At 49.3% G+C, this 17,279-nt stretch carries 12 protein-coding genes; 1 reads left to right on the top strand and 11 read right to left on the bottom strand.

What is annotated here, in order from left to right; genetic code table 11:
• Nucleotides 1-376 precede the first annotated feature (376 nt).
• From VP504_RS22680 to VP504_RS22650, 7 genes are all read right to left on the bottom strand, one after another.
• Nucleotides 377-1,183 (bottom strand): T4 family baseplate hub assembly chaperone, encoded by an 807-nt coding sequence (locus VP504_RS22680; RefSeq protein WP_325894316.1) that lies wholly within the window; start codon nt 1,181-1,183, stop codon nt 377-379.
• 10 nt (nt 1,184-1,193) lie between these two features.
• Nucleotides 1,194-1,721 (bottom strand): phage tail protein, encoded by a 528-nt coding sequence (locus tag VP504_RS22675; protein ID WP_046303131.1) that lies wholly within the window; start codon nt 1,719-1,721, stop codon nt 1,194-1,196.
• Nucleotides 1,722-1,789: 68 nt separating this feature from the next.
• Nucleotides 1,790-3,739, bottom strand: coding sequence for a phage tail sheath C-terminal domain-containing protein (locus tag VP504_RS22670; RefSeq protein WP_325894315.1), 1,950 nt, complete (start codon nt 3,737-3,739; stop codon nt 1,790-1,792).
• A 469-nt stretch (nt 3,740-4,208) separates the two neighbouring features.
• Nucleotides 4,209-4,700, bottom strand: a complete 492-nt coding sequence (locus VP504_RS22665; protein WP_325894314.1) for a phosphatase domain-containing putative toxin — start codon at nt 4,698-4,700, stop codon at nt 4,209-4,211.
• A 70-nt stretch (nt 4,701-4,770) separates the two neighbouring features.
• Nucleotides 4,771-5,361, bottom strand: a complete 591-nt coding sequence (locus VP504_RS22660) for a PqiC family protein (RefSeq protein WP_325894313.1) — start codon at nt 5,359-5,361, stop codon at nt 4,771-4,773.
• On the bottom strand, nt 5,361-7,031 hold the full coding sequence (gene pqiB, locus VP504_RS22655) for an intermembrane transport protein PqiB (protein ID WP_325895425.1): 1,671 nt from the start codon (nt 7,029-7,031) through the stop codon (nt 5,361-5,363). The genes VP504_RS22660 and pqiB overlap by 1 nt, the downstream gene beginning before the upstream one ends.
• A gap of 26 nt (nt 7,032-7,057) precedes the next feature.
• On the bottom strand, nt 7,058-8,362 hold the full coding sequence (locus VP504_RS22650; RefSeq protein ID WP_325894312.1) for a paraquat-inducible protein A: 1,305 nt from the start codon (nt 8,360-8,362) through the stop codon (nt 7,058-7,060).
• Nucleotides 8,363-8,618: 256 nt separating this feature from the next.
• Between VP504_RS22650 and VP504_RS22645 the strand changes: the two genes are divergently transcribed.
• A complete protein-coding gene (locus VP504_RS22645) occupies nt 8,619-10,145 on the top strand; it encodes a DEAD/DEAH box helicase (protein WP_325894311.1) in 1,527 nt (508 codons plus the stop codon).
• A gap of 108 nt (nt 10,146-10,253) precedes the next feature.
• Here VP504_RS22645 and VP504_RS22640 read toward each other — a convergent pair whose 3' ends face one another.
• From VP504_RS22640 to vasI, 4 genes are all read right to left on the bottom strand, one after another.
• A complete protein-coding gene (locus VP504_RS22640) occupies nt 10,254-11,528 on the bottom strand; it encodes a type VI secretion system ImpA family N-terminal domain-containing protein (protein ID WP_325894310.1) in 1,275 nt (424 codons plus the stop codon).
• A gap of 88 nt (nt 11,529-11,616) precedes the next feature.
• Entirely contained in the window at nt 11,617-15,162 is a 3,546-nt protein-coding gene (gene tssM / locus VP504_RS22635) for a type VI secretion system membrane subunit TssM (RefSeq protein WP_325894309.1), read from the bottom strand.
• Nucleotides 15,163-15,183: 21 nt separating this feature from the next.
• Nucleotides 15,184-16,584, bottom strand: a complete 1,401-nt coding sequence (gene tssA, locus VP504_RS22630; protein WP_325894308.1) for a type VI secretion system protein TssA — start codon at nt 16,582-16,584, stop codon at nt 15,184-15,186.
• Between the two features lie 11 nt (nt 16,585-16,595).
• A complete protein-coding gene (vasI, locus tag VP504_RS22625) occupies nt 16,596-17,279 on the bottom strand; it encodes a type VI secretion system-associated protein VasI (protein ID WP_325894307.1) in 684 nt (227 codons plus the stop codon).

The raw sequence follows: 17,279 nt of genomic DNA, 5'->3' as shown, positions 1-17,279 counted from the left end.
TCGGCCTCAATGTCTGACGAATAGTCCTTTTGGGGTGAGCGATTCCCAACGTTCTTTTGAGAAACTGAGGAGGATGAGGGAGCAAGTTCCCTGTTAAAACCATATTCAAGATTCCGGTCAGTGTGGGATGCATTTTCTGGTCGCACTGATGATGAAACTTCGCTTTGCTCACTTCGAGTCGGTTCGGGATTTGTTTTCGTTGGTTCTGGTACCAACCATTCAGTGACAGTGTCACTTAATGATTGAGATGATGTGGGCGAAGAATCATCACTCACGTGGGAATAATAAGAACGCACCACAGGTTTAAGCGATTGTTCACCCGAGACATTTCGGCGAAGAAATTGGCTGAGACCTCGACTCATCTTCTTCCCCCTCCTCACTCAATAATCATCGCAATATGACGACGACGGCGGGCGGGACTCATGGCGAGAATATCCTGACTCGACCAGCCATAGGCCGTTGCCAGCAAATGCACGTCCCACAGCTGCTTCTCAACACTGGCGGAGAGTTGCGCCCAAAACTGGTTGGCAATATCAAACTGGTGCAAGGTTTCGGCGCCGCAATCCGGACAGGCTGAATTCAGCGACACGATGGAAAGAGGTTCAGAGTCCAACATCTGTTGTTCGATCTGTTCGAACAGCATTTCCCAGGCTTCTTGCGCATTCTCTTTATCTGCCAGCGCTGAACGGATTCGCGGGAAATCCTCGGGTTCAATAACCCTTTGTGCAAACTGAAACAGCATGACTTCGCTGTTTTCCAGCATGTTCAGGTCCGCAATGCGGGGTAAACGAAACCGACATGGGATCCCTTCAAAAATCACATTGTGATAAACGGGGAGATACGCATCTGTATCCAGTGAAGCGTGCACCGCGTCCCAGGCTTTGGAGAGTTCAGGGGACGCGGTGCCTAACACTTGCGAAACGGTAAACGAAAGCTGCGTTTTCTCACCGCATTCATCGCATTTGGCTTCAACTTCTATGGCATCACCAAACTGGCGCTGGTAAGCAAGCATCAGCAAATGATCGCGACCTGCCACTGTCCAATCAGGCAATGTCGGTTTCAACGAATCCGGCACAAAAGCACCCGCCAGTATTGCCGCTCGCTCCTGCGCGCGACGGGCTGAAGCGGCTTCCCACACTTCAACCTGACGGTTATCGTTTAATGCTTGCAACACCATGGCCATCAGCGTCTACTCACTGCTCAGGATGAACAAAACTGGGTTCTTTCGGCGTGGTCACCGCCATGCGCTCCCAGCCTTCGTTTTCGAGTTTGATAGACTGAATCATGAACGCAGAGCTGGATGCATCTAACCCCGGCAGCGCTTTGTATTCCGATACCCAGCAGCGGTAAATGCTGTAGCTCAGCACCTTCTGACCCGCCTCATTCAGCACTTCCAGAATCAGGTTTTTGTGGAGGTCTGCCAGCGATACTTCACCACCTGGCTCGGTCCCAATTCGCCAAACCTTATTCGCCCACTGTTCGAACTGGAGATTTTCCGTCACACCGCGTTCAAGGGTGATGGCTTCGAATTTCACCTGCCCAGGAGACTTACGGGTGTGGGATGGGTCGCCACCTGCGCGGTATTCATTCACTTCCACCGTGCGGCTGAGACCTGACACTTTCTGCACCGCCGCCAGCACATCACCACCGGCTTCTTTGATGATAAATTTGTACCCCGGATACGGGACCACCCGCTGACCATTCACATTGAGCTGAGACATAACGCCCCCTCGCTACCTATCGAGTCATACATTGAAGTTGCCGACAGCCACCGCCATCGGCGGAGAGATTAACTGCCGCTGTTGTTCATCAGTTGGAAACTGACAACAACAAATTCCGCAGGTTTAAGGGGCGCCATGCCCACCAGTATGTTGACGACGCCGGCGTCGATATCTGCCTGAGTGGTCGTCTCGGCATCGCATTTCACAAAGAAAGCTTGATCCGGTGAGCTTCCCTGAAATGCACCTTGGCGGAAAAGCCCTTGCATGAAGCTGGTCACCGCGATGCGAATTTCTGACCACAGCGGCTCGTCATTGGGCATAAACAGGGTCCATTGCAAACCGCGGAACAGGGATTCTTCGATGAAGAGCGCCGTGCGCCGAACGGGTACGTATGTCCATTCGGAGGCGAGCTCATTTGCGCCACGCAACGTTCTTGCACCCCAAACGATATTGCCGCTGATGCCGCCGTTTCTCAGGCAGTTCAAACCAATGGGGTTGAGCAGGCCAATTTCGTTGTTGGTGAGGTTGTGGTTGAAGCTAATCACGTTGCGAAGGCTGGCAGTGATACCTGCCGCTGCTGTCCAAATCCCCGCTTCCGAATCGCGGCGGGCATAGACGCCAGCGACAGTTCCGCTTGGTGCGATAGTCCGTAAGCGGTTGTCGTTATTGGGATCCGGCACCTGAACGCGGGGATAGTAAGCGGCTGTGTTACGGTGACGAAGCCCTGCCCCAGCGACTTCATCCAACCATTCAATCGCTCCTTCCGCACTGTTCACGTTCTCTGGCGGGTCAATCAGCATGAATGCACGCTGTTCCTCACAGTAAGCAATCGCAGGGCTAATTACGGTCGACATGTCCGCCACATTACCGTTGTTCAGATCTGACGCTTCCGGTATCAACAGCAGATTGAAAATATCGACATCTTCCAGTGCGTATATACCGGTTCGGGCATTGCGGTTACCCCGCAATTGCGCATCAGTCGGAGCACCACCATCAGCGCCCGCAGTTTGCGCGATCTGAAATCCGGCTGCTGCAGCCGTATTCATGGCGTATTGCTGAACGTTGGCCTCTGCGCTGCCTTCCAAAGCGGTCGTCACTGCAAAGTCCCCTGCCGTGTCGGTAATTGACACCATGTGACCAGCTCGATAAGCGGTGCTGTTGCGCCCGGCGTAAACGGCAATTCGGTCCCCCCGAGCAACGACCTGGCATTGCGCCCACAGCGGATCCGCTGGATGAGTATCTCTAATCGCGTTCTGCAGCATGAGCGCAGCACCAGCGATGGTTGTCGGTTTCGTCGTCGCGTCAACAACGACAGAGCGCACAGTGCCATCGCCTAGATCGATATCCATAGTGTTGTTGTCAGCCATTGCGGCGTAATTTGCGACTGTCTGTGTACCAGAGTAATAACCTGTTGGCGCAGGCATATCTGTGCCGGCGAAGTCCGGAATTTGAACCATCATCGAGTTGTCGTTGACAACACTTTGCACAAACCTAGGATGAGTCGCGACCATAGACACATTGCGGTAAGTCTCTTTTCGCACGGGCACTTCGAGACCATCTACATGCCTGATTTCGGTCACTGAAAGATTGAAAAGTGATGAGGGATCTGTGGTCAGGTAGTCGACATCAATGCGGATGTGATTATTCCATGCGCCGGGATCTTCAACCGGCTCACCTTGAAACTGACGCCCGGCGTTAAAAAGCAGTGTTGTGTTGCCGTTCCAACTATCGACCGACACGCTGCCATTGGTTCCTCCTCCAACACGGACAGCATAGGACTCACCGCCCCCATTTGTAAAAAATTGCGACACTGCATAGCTGGTTTCACTGGTGGTATGAACGCCGCCCATATGAGTGTCAAAATCTCCGACATGGAACATGCGCACGGGCGTGTTTATCGGCCCTCGTGAAAAGCCACCAACAAACGCAGCGATAGATGTGGCAGCACCACTGATGGAGCGGCTGCCGCTGGGAATTTCCTGGATGTAAACGCCGGGATATGTCAGTGCAACGGGCATGAGTGACCTCCTCAACCATGGCAGAACTCGTATAAATTGGCGTTGGGAGCGGCACAGCGGTCTGACAATACCCTATCGCATTTTGACTAAATCGCCATGCGCAGAATGTGCCACCACAGACACAGTATCAGTGCTGCAATACACAAAGGATGATGGCTAAATCTTGCATTTCCATGTGTCGCATAGGCAAGATAATGTGAGACTTAGAGGGCTTGGTGAAGAAAAAGCACGATTGGTCTAAATACGGTTTTTCAGGCAGTTAATCCAAATGTAATCGTTCTTACTTCTGAACCTCATTTTTACCAAAAAATATATATCCAAACCTTGATGAGTACGGAATTACATACACGTAAGAAAATAATCCAGACTGAAAAAAGTCTTAGAGGAATAATGCCCAAGCCGCCAAATGAACTGAAAATGGCTCGCATGGGCATTAGATAAAAAACAAGCTTGAAGTAGTCCGGTTGGATTATTGTGCGATAAAGGAGTGGATATAGTCGATTTGTGGCTGCTTGGTAAAGGCACCCGGGCGTAGCGCCTGAATATCGTGAATAATGTCTTGCAGCTCCCACCCACTCTCAAGCAGAAGGTGTGCTGACAATAAACCGGTGCGGCCTGAACCACCCATGCAGTGCATGACGACCTTGTCGCCATTTGCGATGGCTTCATGTAATTCTGATTGGCTGGCTTGCCACTTCGCCATGAAGGTTGAGTCTGGTGCTTCGTCGTCTTCGATAACGATGTGGAACCATTTCATGCCAAGTTCCTGAACCAGTTCACCCAGTTGCTCGACGCCTTTTGACGCCATTTCTTCTTCGTTGATAGCGGTCACAATAGCAACCGCACCTTGCGCTTTAAGCTGCTGAAGGCTTTCCAACAGCGACAACTCTTTCGTCCCCGGGCAAGGGGTCAAAATCAAAGCGCCAGATTCCACTGGCAATTCCCAAGTTGGATGTGTCATCCGAATCTCCCTAATTCTATTACGATGCAGGATCTTGGAGATGAATTATGACAATTAGATGACAGCCCAGCTAACGGGCTACTCCTACTCGGTTAAGATCAAGCGTCATATCATCTATAGCGGTGTCCAGAGCGATTGAAAGCGCAAGCACCAAGGCCTGATAGCCCTCCTTTTCAAGGGACTCTTGTGCATAGAAAGTGTTGGACCCAATAACATCACCATTGCCATCTACCAACACCCACTCACCGGCCACTGTTGCTGCACCCCGGTAGTCTCCTTCAAAACGACTGATGTTCACCTGTAGCCTTGGCATTTTCAGGCCATTCAGAGAACTGTTGGGGAACATCGCCCAGTATCTGGTTTTGCCTCTTCGCAATTGAGTTACCAAACGTTCCGCCACTTGTTGGGAAAGGTTTTCTCCCCATAGGTTGCTTTGGGCAATAACAACCTCGGTTTCCGAAGTTTGGTACGCGATGCCCTCTCCCGCTAAATAACCTGCCACCTTCACAGGCTGAACCAGTAGAATGGGTTGCTCCTTGAATTCCGAAGTATCTCTCGTCTCTGCCTGTGGGAGAAGATAGGTTTTAGTGACAGAATCAGGCGTGCTGCTGCAGCCCACCAATGCTGCAATGAAAAGCACCCCGAATATTGACCGCTTCATTAAGGTTCTCCCTTCACTGGAATTGGATCTGATAACTGGCTTTCACCGAAAATAAGAGAATTTGGCTTCTGGTTTAGTTTCTTCATAAGTGGACTGAATCCATCCATTGCATCGTTGAAACCCGACAGTGCTTCTTGCAGTTTTTGGTATAACTCTGAGTCTGGGTTGAAACCCCGCAAAGTTCGCTGAAGCCCTTCCAAAGTATCCCTCAATTCCTGAGGAAGGTTTTGTGCACCATCCTGTGCAAGCAAGCCATCGAGACGCTGAATCAGACCATCTAACTCTTTACCCGCTGAATTCAAGGTCGCCATGGTTTCCTGTGAAGCATCCAACGTTTCTTCAAGAGAGGTCAGCACACCTTCAACTGGCAGCCTATTAAGCTTGTTTAGGATACCTCCAATCTGGCGCTGAAATTGGACGAACTCGCCAGACACAGTGGGGAAGTGATCATAGCCACGATAAGTCGGAAGAAACTCCTTGCCCACCTCATCAGGATAGAAATCAGTATCAATGAACAAAGCGCCAGTGAGAAGGTTTCCTGTTTTGAGAGTGGCACGGAGCCCATGTTCAAATTCATTACTCAGTGCAGTTTTCAGCTCTTCGGCAGTGATAGACACGTCGGGATCCATAATTCGTTCAACTTCAATATGGATTAGCACGGGGATTTGCTTGGACGCGAAACCTTGTTTTTTGTCAGTGAGGTGAAGTGGCACTTTTTCCACTGTGCCGATACGAATACCACGGTATTCAACCGGCGCTCCGGGGTTCAACCCACGAACAGACTCACCAAACAATAAGGCGTATTCAATCACTTTATGGTAAATCTGCTCCCGAACCTGCTTCAGGTCGTCATACAACTCGAACGCCGTCATTTGTTCAGTAACTGGATAACCTTTTGGCTGACCCTCTGGAACCATAAAGCTCACACCACCGCTGACTAAAGATTCGAGTGATGCGATATCCACATTGATCCCTTGCGCATTCATCTGGATGTGTACGCCCGAAGTTAGCAAGAACCGAGACTCACTGGTGACCAAGGCATCATAAGGCTTAAAAATAAATAATTGATAACTCGCCTTTTCTTTCTGTAAATCAAAGCCCACCTTCTCTACTCGCCCTACGGTATAACCTTCAAACAAAACCGGATCACCAACTGATAACGCGCCCGCTTTTTTAGAGGTGAGAACGACCCTAAGCCCTTTTGCATCGGGTGGCGCTATAGGTGGGACATCCAATACATTGAAGGTGTTCTGGGATTTATCTGATTCACCGGGCCGCAACGCAATGTAAGCACCTGAAAGTAACGTACCAAGTCCAGTGACACCCTCTCGACCAATACGGGGTTTCACCACCCAGAATGTCGCATCTTCCCTAAGCATTCGATCGGCACTTTTATCCATCCGCGCTTTAACAACGATAGCGGAGTAATCTTTGTTGAGCTGCACATCTGTGACCACGCCGACTTTCACATCACGTGCCCTGATTTCTGTTTTCCCTGCTTCAAGGCCATCAGCTGTTTGAACATGCAAAGTGATCAAGGTGCCTTGATTGCTTTCGTACTGATAAAACATCCAAATACCGACAGCCAGCGAGATCAAAGGCAGGATCCAAACAGCAGAGAATGAGCGTCCACTTTTTACCGTTGCAGTGACTTGTTCTTCATTACTCATAGGATCTTCGTCTCTTATATTTTTCATTATGTTAGTTCACCCGAAACTTCAGGATTGAACGAAGTTTCACGCAAACTGAGGGGGCCCCAGAACACTCTGGAGTCAAAAATCAACGCAGAAGACATGGTGAAAAATACGACCAGTGCGAAATAAAGCGCTGCAGGGCCGGGGCTGATGCTCATGAGTCCTTTGAGATTGACCAAAGCGGATAATATGGCAACCACAAAAACATCTATCATCGACCAGCGCCCTACCAACTCAGTAAAGCGGTAATATTTAAGCTTCTTTAAAGCATCTCTGTCGTCTGTAATGCCTTCTTTTGTCGCCTGAAGAAGCCAACCAATAATCAACATCTTGGTCATCGGCACAAACACACTGGCGATAAAGATGATGGCAGCAATCGGGTATGAGCCAAGATTCCAAAGCAATATAACGCCATCCATGATAGTTGATCGCTCTGTACTCCCGAGGCTAACGGTATACATCATGGGATAAAGGTTAGCGGGGATATAGAAAATCACTGCACTGATGAGAAAAGACCATGCCCAAGCAGTGTTCTTAGCTGGGTTGTAGGGACGAAGACGACTCTCACATCGCTGGCAGTGTTTGTGGTGGGGTTCATTGATTTGATGGCATACCCTACAGGCAACATGATTCCCAGATAGGTGTGTATCCCCGGGTTTTACCTCACCTGTTGAATAAGACGGGAATAGATTATCCCAAAGCCACTCTTTATCAATGGAACGGGAAAACACCACAACAAGCGCGCTGTAGGCACAGTAAGACCAGAAAGCAGAGCCCAGTTCAACATCGGCCAGCGCTGCAATCTTCACTAAACTGACAATGACACCAACCAAAAAAATATCAACTAACAACCAGATTTCGACCCGGAACACCATCCGGCTCAGTTGCTTTAACAAAGAGGGAGGGCTGATCACTGCCTGCCCTTTGGCCGATTTATTTGCAACGTGGAATAGATACATCACCAATATGATATAAAGCGCTGGAAGTACAATGATGGTCGTGAGCAAAACGGCAGCGAGTGCGTTGTTGTCAAAATGATGGAAAACCCTAACTGCATCCATCAATGAAATGCTGTTGCTGACACCTTTCGCGCTGAACGACATAAAAGGAAAAACACAACTAAGCAGCAACATGATGAGGCAAGTAATGCCATAGGCGTGCACTTTTGCCGCACTATTGATTACCTTTCTGATTAATGTATGCCCACACCTTGGACAACTCGCTTTACCACTCCCATTAAAAGGCGGAATCGCAGAAACCAATCCGCACTCATGACAAGCTATAAGCAAATGAGGTGTTTTCTGCATACCAAAGACTCTAGTTGCATATACAAATCAGTATACCTATTCCCCTGATCATTAACGTCTTATCCTTGAACCAGTTTTATATTTAGTATCTTCAGACGCCGCCGGTAGTCACACACATGGCATTTATTCATTCATTATTAGATATTCATTGCTCTAGCTAGCCGAAAAGCGCAGAATAACGCCCCTTTGTCCCAGTCTTCGGCACACTTGCCGACCAAGCCTGCTTTTGGGCATTCACTTACCGAGAAGTTAATTTATGGGTTTTACCGATCTAGGTCTTTCTGCGCCAATCCTCCGTGCTATTCAGGAAAAAGGTTATGATACTCCCTCTCCGATTCAGGATCAGGCAATCCCTGCTGTCCTGGAGGGAAAGGATGTCATGGCCGCTGCGCAGACAGGTACAGGTAAAACTGCGGGCTTCGTTCTACCGATCCTTGAGCGTTTGAGCGAAGGTTCACGTGCGCGTCCGAACCATATTCGTGCGCTGATCCTGACGCCAACCCGCGAGCTGGCAGCACAGATCCACGAAAACGCGGTGGTTTACAGCCGTCACCTGCGTCTTCGTTCCAGCGTGGTTTTCGGCGGCGTGAAGATTAACCCGCAAATGATGAACCTACGCAAAGGCACAGATATTCTGGTGGCAACGCCGGGTCGTCTGTTGGATCTTTACCAGCAAAACGCAGTGAAATTCTCACAGCTTGAAGTTCTGGTGTTGGACGAAGCCGACCGCATGCTGGATATGGGCTTCTTCCGCGACATCAAGAAGATCCTCGACCTATTGCCGAAGAACCGCCAGAACCTGCTGTTCTCTGCCACTTTCTCAGAGGAAATCCGCGACTTGGCAAAAGGTCTGGTGAACAACCCTGTCGAGATTTCAGTGACGCCAGCGAACTCAACAGCGCGCACTGTAGAGCAGTGGATTTACCCTGCGGACAAGAAAAAGAAACCGGCGATGCTGGCAAAGCTGATCAAAGACGGCGACTGGAAACAAGTATTGGTGTTTACCCGCACCAAACACGGCGCCAACAAGCTTTCCCACTTCCTGAACGATGAAGGCATCACCGCTGCTCCCATTCACGGTAATAAAAGCCAAGGTGCACGCACCAAAGCATTGGCTGATTTTAAATCTGGAGATGTTCGTGTGTTGGTTGCGACCGACATTGCTGCCCGTGGTATTGATATCCCTCAGCTCCCACAAGTGGTGAACTTTGAAATTCCACATGTGGCTGAAGACTATGTTCACCGCATTGGCCGTACGGGTCGTGCAGGTGAACCTGGCAAAGCGGTTTCTCTAGTATGTGCAGATGAAGCGGACGATCTGTTTGGCATCGAGCGTTTAATTCAACAGCTGCTGCGCCGCGAAGAACTGGAAGGCTTCAAGCCAACCAATGTAGTGCCGGAGAAAGCACTGGAAACACGCCCTATCAAACCAAAGAAACCGAAAAAGCCTAAGAAGCCAAAAGCACAAAATGGTGAAGCGAAAGCAGCACCAAAATCCGGCACAGCAAAAGCTAACGATGGTCAGCCAAGAACTGATAAAGCGTCTCAGAAGAAAAAACCGTTCAAGGGCAAGCCGCGTAACGGCGCACAGCAGGGAAAAAAGCCAGCGGGTAACAATACTGGCAATCGCACGAACAACGGTGAAGTTAAACCGCGCCGCGCTGGCAGTGTCAATCCAAACCAGCCAAATTCAAACAAGGCTAAGCCGAATAATCGCAAATCCAATGATGCGCGTCGCAGGCCAAGCGACGACGGTGTAAAAGTCAGTTGGAGCAACTACTAAATCCTCCTCATACAAGCCGACAACAGCAACGATGCTTTCGTATTTGGTGCGTCGCTGAGTTTTTAAATCCAACTCACACCTACACAAAATAGGGAGCCAAATGGCTCCCTATTCTTGCTTAACTTCTAATTGCTCACTCTCAGACAACGTCTCTCTCACTAACATCTTTTTCATCACTAATGCTTTCAGTTGCTTATCTAAGACATCTAGCTCCTGTTTTGCCTTTTCAACGTCACCATCACTGATCAGTTTTTCAGCAAAAGAAATACGGGCTACCAGCGGAGACAAACTAATCGCGTAGTTTTCCAGGCCTCTGGCCAATGCTTGAACCTGATCGGCGCGACCACTCTTGGCATACAAGCTGATATTTGCAGCACGGGTCCGAGCGGTTTCGAACTTCTCATTCATCGTATCAAATTCTGCAACCAATCCAGACTGCCATTGTTGAAGAGACTTGGCAACTTGTGCCGCTTCCGGTGTATCAGGGAAAAGGTATTGAAGACTATCTGCATACTCCATACCCGAAGCATAGTTATCGCCAATCTTCGATGCTGTCAGTATCGAGACTTTATCTGCGTAGCTTGGAAGCAACTTTGCCTGATATTCCTTTAATGCCTGAGAACCGTATTTCTCGCGGACGGACTGAGCTTCTTCCAAGGAAATCACCTTGGGCTCAACTCCAGCTGTGGTAAGGTCTGTGAGCGGCGTTTCAGCGCTGCCCTGCACTTCTAATAGTCCATATAGTAAAGCAGCACCAACAAACAGACCACCAATAAAAATCAGTGCGCTGATATTTTGTTTTTTCACTTCTGCCTCAACGGGAGGAGGCGCGATTGCAATCCCTTTGCTTTGACTCTCTAAACGATCGATATGCTCAAAAATACTAAATCCAAGCACGTCTAAATCATCAACTTTATGCCCACCGTTCTTAGAAAGGTTTCTATCGATAGCTTCTAGTGCGCGCTCGCAACGGTATAAATCGCGAAGTTGGCCAATGCTGGGGTGAATCGCGCGAACTTCTTCGCCAATGCGACCCAGCATCCAACGATAGAGCTCAGCGCGTTTTGCATGAGGCATGTTCTCATCCTCAGGTGCGCGCAATACAGCGACCTGAAGCTCTAGACCGTTGGCAAAACCGGATAGGCCCTGCGTTTTCATCGAAGCGACGGTGAAATAGATAGCAACAAGAAGATCCGCCCCTTCTTCCGTCGCCACTTTTTCGCAAAGCTCACGAACCTTTGTCCAGTCCGTCGAGCCAGCAAGCGGGTTAAAGCGTCGGTTTATCTCGCTGCGTATTTTCTGGTAGTCAGAAGAGTCCCGCAGTTTTGCGCTGTTTTCTGCCAGTTTTACGCCATCGATGTCCGTCAACATCCACTGCGACACTGTGTTTGTCCTTGTTTTTATATTCAAGCCGCCGAAGATCTATTGACAATAGGGTCTGTTGACCTTTGGTGGCTTGATTCTGTTGTCTTTAGTAAAGGGTTCGCGACAGGTTGAATCCTCTGAATATCGACGCCGTAAACGGATTGCTGTCTGCTTCAGAATGCAGACGGTACATCACGTTTCCACCATCAATATTAAAGCGGTAATCGACACTGGTTGAGCTTGACCCTACAACCTCGGCCTGTTCCAACAAACGGAAGAATGCCCAAGGTCCCCGAATACTGATCCCTCTTGGCGAAGCATTTGCCGCCACTGGGATCAGTGTGATTTTGCTTACCGCCGCGTCACGCAATGTGTTGGGCCATACCAACCCTACGTTTTTACGCGGCCCGTGACTGTATTCAACGTACTGGCCATCAATGTTGATGACGGAGCGCCGTTTGTTCGCGCTAAGCTCAATTGGCTCAAGCGTAAACTCAACATCCAAGATACCCTTACGATTGAAAAAGGCACTTTGAATGGCGCGGGCGCGGTCAATTTGGTTCAGCACATCCTGGCGGATGAGGGTTTTACCCTCTTCTTCTGATGTGAACTCTCCCGTATCCTCAAGGAACATGCGTAAGTTGCTTTCATAGAAGTTATTCAGAATACCGTTTGGTGCGAAGAAAGCCTCGAAGTCTTCCAGCGCCACATCTTTCGACGAGCGGACATTGAACGGATAACGGGAGGCGAGTTTACTTTGGAACGGATTAAATACATCTGCCGCCCAGCGTACTTCTAAATAACGAATCGCTTCCTGACGAATCACATACCAGCTCTCATCAGCCAGTTTCTTCAGCATGATGTCGTAAGGCTGTGGCATGCCAGACGCGATGCGCTGCAACACGTAAATTGGATCTGCGTTGTTCAATGAAAGACGCGCTTTGGTCGCGTCCAACGCGGCTTTACCCACATCAGGCGCATCGTTGATCGACTTCATGTAGGCAGTCAGTTGGGTAACTGCATCCATCACTTCATCAAGGTAAATAGGCTTACCCGGCTCTGTTTCAGATAAACCATTCAGTGAGGAGAATTGGTTGTCTACCATTGCCGCAACGCGATAGCGTGGAGACTTAAGCAATTCTTCTTTTGCTGCATCACCTTCAGGCAAGGCTGGGAACAAGTCTGTGTTATCCGTCACCTCTTCGAGCAAACGGTGCAGCGGCTGATTGTTACCCGTAATGCTTTCCAACACGAGTACTGCGTTATAGATATCCGGGAAAGATTTCACGTCGATATCGTTGGTCGCACGACGCCAGGTATCAGAATAATCCGCCACATACAAGCCGCGTATCTTATCTCTCAGCACGCGTTTGTCTTCGTCAGAGAAGTCTATCGATTCGACCTGGCCCAACACCCAGCTGTCAACGAGTGCCAGTTCAGAGACAGAATCCGATTCAGGAATGAAGTAAGTTTCGAAACCTTTCTTGGTCAGGATACGAGGAATATCAAGATTGTTTGCATCGGAAACGCGCTCGGTAAAGACCACATCAAACACGGGTCCGATAGAGGTCGCCAAGTTGATTGGCGAACCCAAAATCGCCGTTGATGCCTGCTTAAGGTTACGATAGACACGCTGCTCGATTGGCATGCGACTCAACTCGCGCTGGGCGTCATAAATGAGTCCATCATAGGGTGCTAAAACCCGCTCAGCATCCTCCTGACCTTCAACGCGATCACCCACCAGATCAGTGTGTTCCATCGCGTAGTCTAGATGCTGCATGAGGCGTTCTTGCGTTTCACGGTCACCCTCGTACTGCTCTTGCCATTTACTGGCAAAGTAATTCTGCACCATGCTTTGATAACGGCCATCGTCGTCCGTCATCATGCGGAAAACGCGCAGCGAACCCAGTTTGTTCTCGTCATCATTAGCACCGACTACATCTGCTGCCGCCACTTTCATCAATGCTGGTAGGTAACGGTTTTCAAGCAGACTGAGATAAGTACTCTCTACCTGAGGCCCAATCACATGACCTTGATACAAACCTAAGTCAGAAATGAATTTCGGTTTTTCACGGAAGAAACCAAATTCCAATGTGGCCTGACGAATCGTATCCAATGGCGCTAGAATATCGACGCCATTATCGATAATCGCCTCAGACGCATAGTTTGTTTCGTACTCATTGACCTTAGCCAGAACCGCATCTGCTTGTTTAACGTTTTTCAGGTAGTACTTGTGCCAGGAACCAATCAACAGTATTGACGCGATACCGCAGGCGACCGCTGACAACATGATCACCCGACGCTTGGTTTTAGCCACACGGAAGTTGTCCGACGCTAAACCCGCTTCGGGATATATCACCTTATTGAACAGGTTCTGAGTAAAGTAGGTTGTCGAGTTTGCAGCGTTCTGCGCGGTGTTCACCGCATGGGAAATGCCATAGCGACGGGAAGCAGAATCTATAAAGGCATTGGTTGGCACGCCCTGTTGATACACAGAGGTGAAATACACCCCACGCACCAATGCAGATGTAGAAAATTGATCACTTCCGAACGCATCTTGCAGAAACTGTTTTAACACATCATGCAGCCCTGCCATCTGGCGACTGAAGCTGTAGATTGCGGTACGGTCTTCACCATCAAAACACTGCATCAAGGCTGTTGGCAGCATCTTGTTAACGCGCTCGACAAACTGCCCGAAGTCTTTATCAAACTCATTTAACCAGCTATCAAGATCATCCACGGAATCCAGTGTAAAAGTGAATCCCATGACTTCTTCACGCTCAGCTTTGGAGTAGTTACGGAAGAAGGGTTCAAATCCGTGAAGCAGGTCGAGCTTCGTTAGCGATACATAAACAGGCAGACGGGTAGAAAGGGTTTCCATCAGCTCGCGAAGGCGAGCACGGATCAGGTTTGCATGTGCGAGACGCTCTGTTGTCGTTGCAGTTGCAAGCTTCGCCACATCCAGCGCAATCACCACACCATTCAAGGGGCGTCGGCTTCGGGTTTTCTCAAGCCACTTTATAAAGTGGATCCAGAGACGGCGCTCCATCTCCCCTTCACCATCACTGCTGGTTGCACGTTGGGTTAGCAACTCACCATCCGGGTCAATGAGGACCGAGTCATCACCAATCCACCAGTCGAAAGAAAACGGATTTTCACTTTTCTTGCCCGATGCCCGCATGACAGATGAGAAAACAAAGTTTTGACCTGAACGGTTGATTAGGCTGGTTTTACCCGCGTTTTCCGGCCCCAAAACTAAATACCATGGCAACGCATAGAGGTAGTTTCGCTTGTTCAGGCTTTTATGTAGTGCCGTCATGACCTGATTGAGTTCTGCTTCCTGACGCTCTTCATAACGTTGGATAGGGTCTTCCTGAAGCTGACGTTCACGAGCTTGATCTGCATGGTAACTTTTGAGTTTTCGCCACTGCAGAAAGCCCCAAGCTGCCAACCAGAATAGGGAGAAAATCACGCTGGTAATGAGGCGCGCTGTGATAGGTTCGAGCGGGTGGCTTTCGTCAATTTTAAGCCATGGACCTGCCCACCATATCGCGACATTGATCAAGACAAAAATGGTCACCAGCAATATAGGCAACGCCGATTTCATGGCGGGTAACATTTTCAGAAGAAGCGATTTTAACTTGCTGAACATTTCTTTCGATCCCTGCTTAAATTATGACTTCGCAATGTTTTCTAAACGTTGAATCAACGCGGGTTCCCAATCGGTGAGCGAGGTTTGATTAGCCTGCTCTAAAAGTTGGTGGTACTGCTGATCTGCCATGGCTGATAGCTTATGGCGCTTCATGACATCTGCTGAGAGCATGCGCCAGTAAAACTGGTCTCTTGGTTCTTTGGACGTCGATAAACCATCGTTGAGCATGGCCAACGCCACTGAAATTCCACCCTCATCTGCAAGAGTGAAAGCCTCCTTTCGCTTTCCATCCCAATCAGAAGTAGCAGCTGAACCCGTGCTTGTGGTGTCGCCTTCATCTAGCCAGCGGCGTGTTTCTGCTCCAACGTAAGGCATACCTCCTTTGAAGCTAAGTTCCGCAACCGCAGGTACGCGTTTCACAAAACTACGAACTTCCGAAGCAATGGTATCTGCCCACTCTGTATTTCCGAGCTTTAGCGCGATGCGATAGCTTAGGAAATGACCGTCAATCCAGTAAGGAGCTACCGTCAGACTTTGCTCTACCTTCCGCCAAAGCGCATGATCCGCACCTCGGCTAAGTTGGTCCTCATATTCTGAGATACGGTCTGCAGAAACTGGCATGAGTTGTGTTTCACCATTGGCTTCTGCATCCGGTGCAGAGGTGATAGAGAACCAGACCGCAAAGCGACGGAGGCGCAACGCCAATGCAATGCCGCCATCCAACTCGGAGACAAACTCAGCCACTTTAAGCAGTGTTTGCTTAATAGCGCGGTCAGAGCTGCCATCAATTTCAAGTTTTGGAGGAGGTGCAATGGTTGAAGACGATACGGTTTCAGAAGGTACCGATGAAGGTGCCTGCTGAACTTGTGGCTCAGGGTTTGCCAGTTTTCGTTTAAGCAAGGAAGCGATATCTGACACACCTTCTGTAGGCAGATCTTTCTCTTCCGCCGCAGCTTCGAGTTCCGTCAGTGCTTTTTCCGCTTCTTCTTTCTGATCCACATCGAACATGGAGAAATCGAGCTTCTCGGCCGCTTTCTCGGTTCGCTGAATAATCTGGGAGAAAAATTTACGGCGTGGTAATACACCACGAGGGCCCGGAGCGGGATAACAGGTTTCCCAATATGCAGCGATGAAATCGGCCAGAATGAATAATGAAAGTGTGAAACGCTCTGGTGAAGACTGATACTGCAAGCACTGGAGAAGATGAGTCAGCAACTTGAGATCTTTGGTTTGAGTCTCAATCAGCTTCATCGCGCTTTGTTCAGCTTCCCCCCACTGCACTTCTGCGTGAGAAAGGGAGCCGACTTTCATCATTTGGGTTTCGACAAAATCCAACAATGCATCGTCGAGCAAACGTTCGCCGACCGGATTTTCTCCGGCAATCGGTTTAGCGACTCTTTCTCGGTAGGTTTGCATATCCATGATTTGCTCCCCTACCAACGACATGTCTGGCGCATGGGTTTGATGCTCTCACGCAAGTCGGCAGTATCAAACGTCAGGTTACCGATCGCTCCCAAATCAGAGCGAAGTACCGCACGCTGACCAGACATCAAGACCTTCATCACATCGATAGCCGGAATACCACGACCAGCGCGCATGATGTTGCCTGTATCATCGCTCAACCAACGCTGAGTGACATTGTAACTTCCAGAAGCAATGACTTCTGCTTTGCCTTCTGACGTTGCATTCGGCAAAATCAGCTCAACCCGGCTGATGTTGTCAATGCAACTGAACATCAGGATTGGCATTTCATTTTTTTTCTGGTTTCTGTCAGGTAGCGCCGTCGCTGTCATCCAAATGCCTGATTTGGGTTCAGCCAGATTAGCATAGCTAAGCGTAAAGCCTGTTTCCTCTTCACTTTTCTCAGATTCGCTCTGTTTTGCGCGTTCCCAAGCCTCTGGTTTTTGCACGATGGTTGCTGCGTTGGAATGACCCGAAACTGGTGTTTTGAACACCTCATCAAAACAAGCCAATCGATCTAATCTTGCGGAAATCAATGTACATGCCGAAGCACTTTCAAACAGTGTCGTATTGTCCGTGTCACTTGCCGGGGCGTTGAAGCTGGAAAGCGTCAGCCCAGCCATCATTAGGCATAAAGAGATTGGTCCGTACGTCAT

Origin of the sequence: Grimontia sp. NTOU-MAR1, assembly GCF_035758505.1 — a bacterium.
GTDB lineage: Bacteria > Pseudomonadota > Gammaproteobacteria > Enterobacterales > Vibrionaceae > Enterovibrio > Enterovibrio marinus.
The sequence above is the reverse complement of the archived record's forward strand: the minus strand, read 5'-3'. Positions and strand labels throughout refer to the sequence as shown.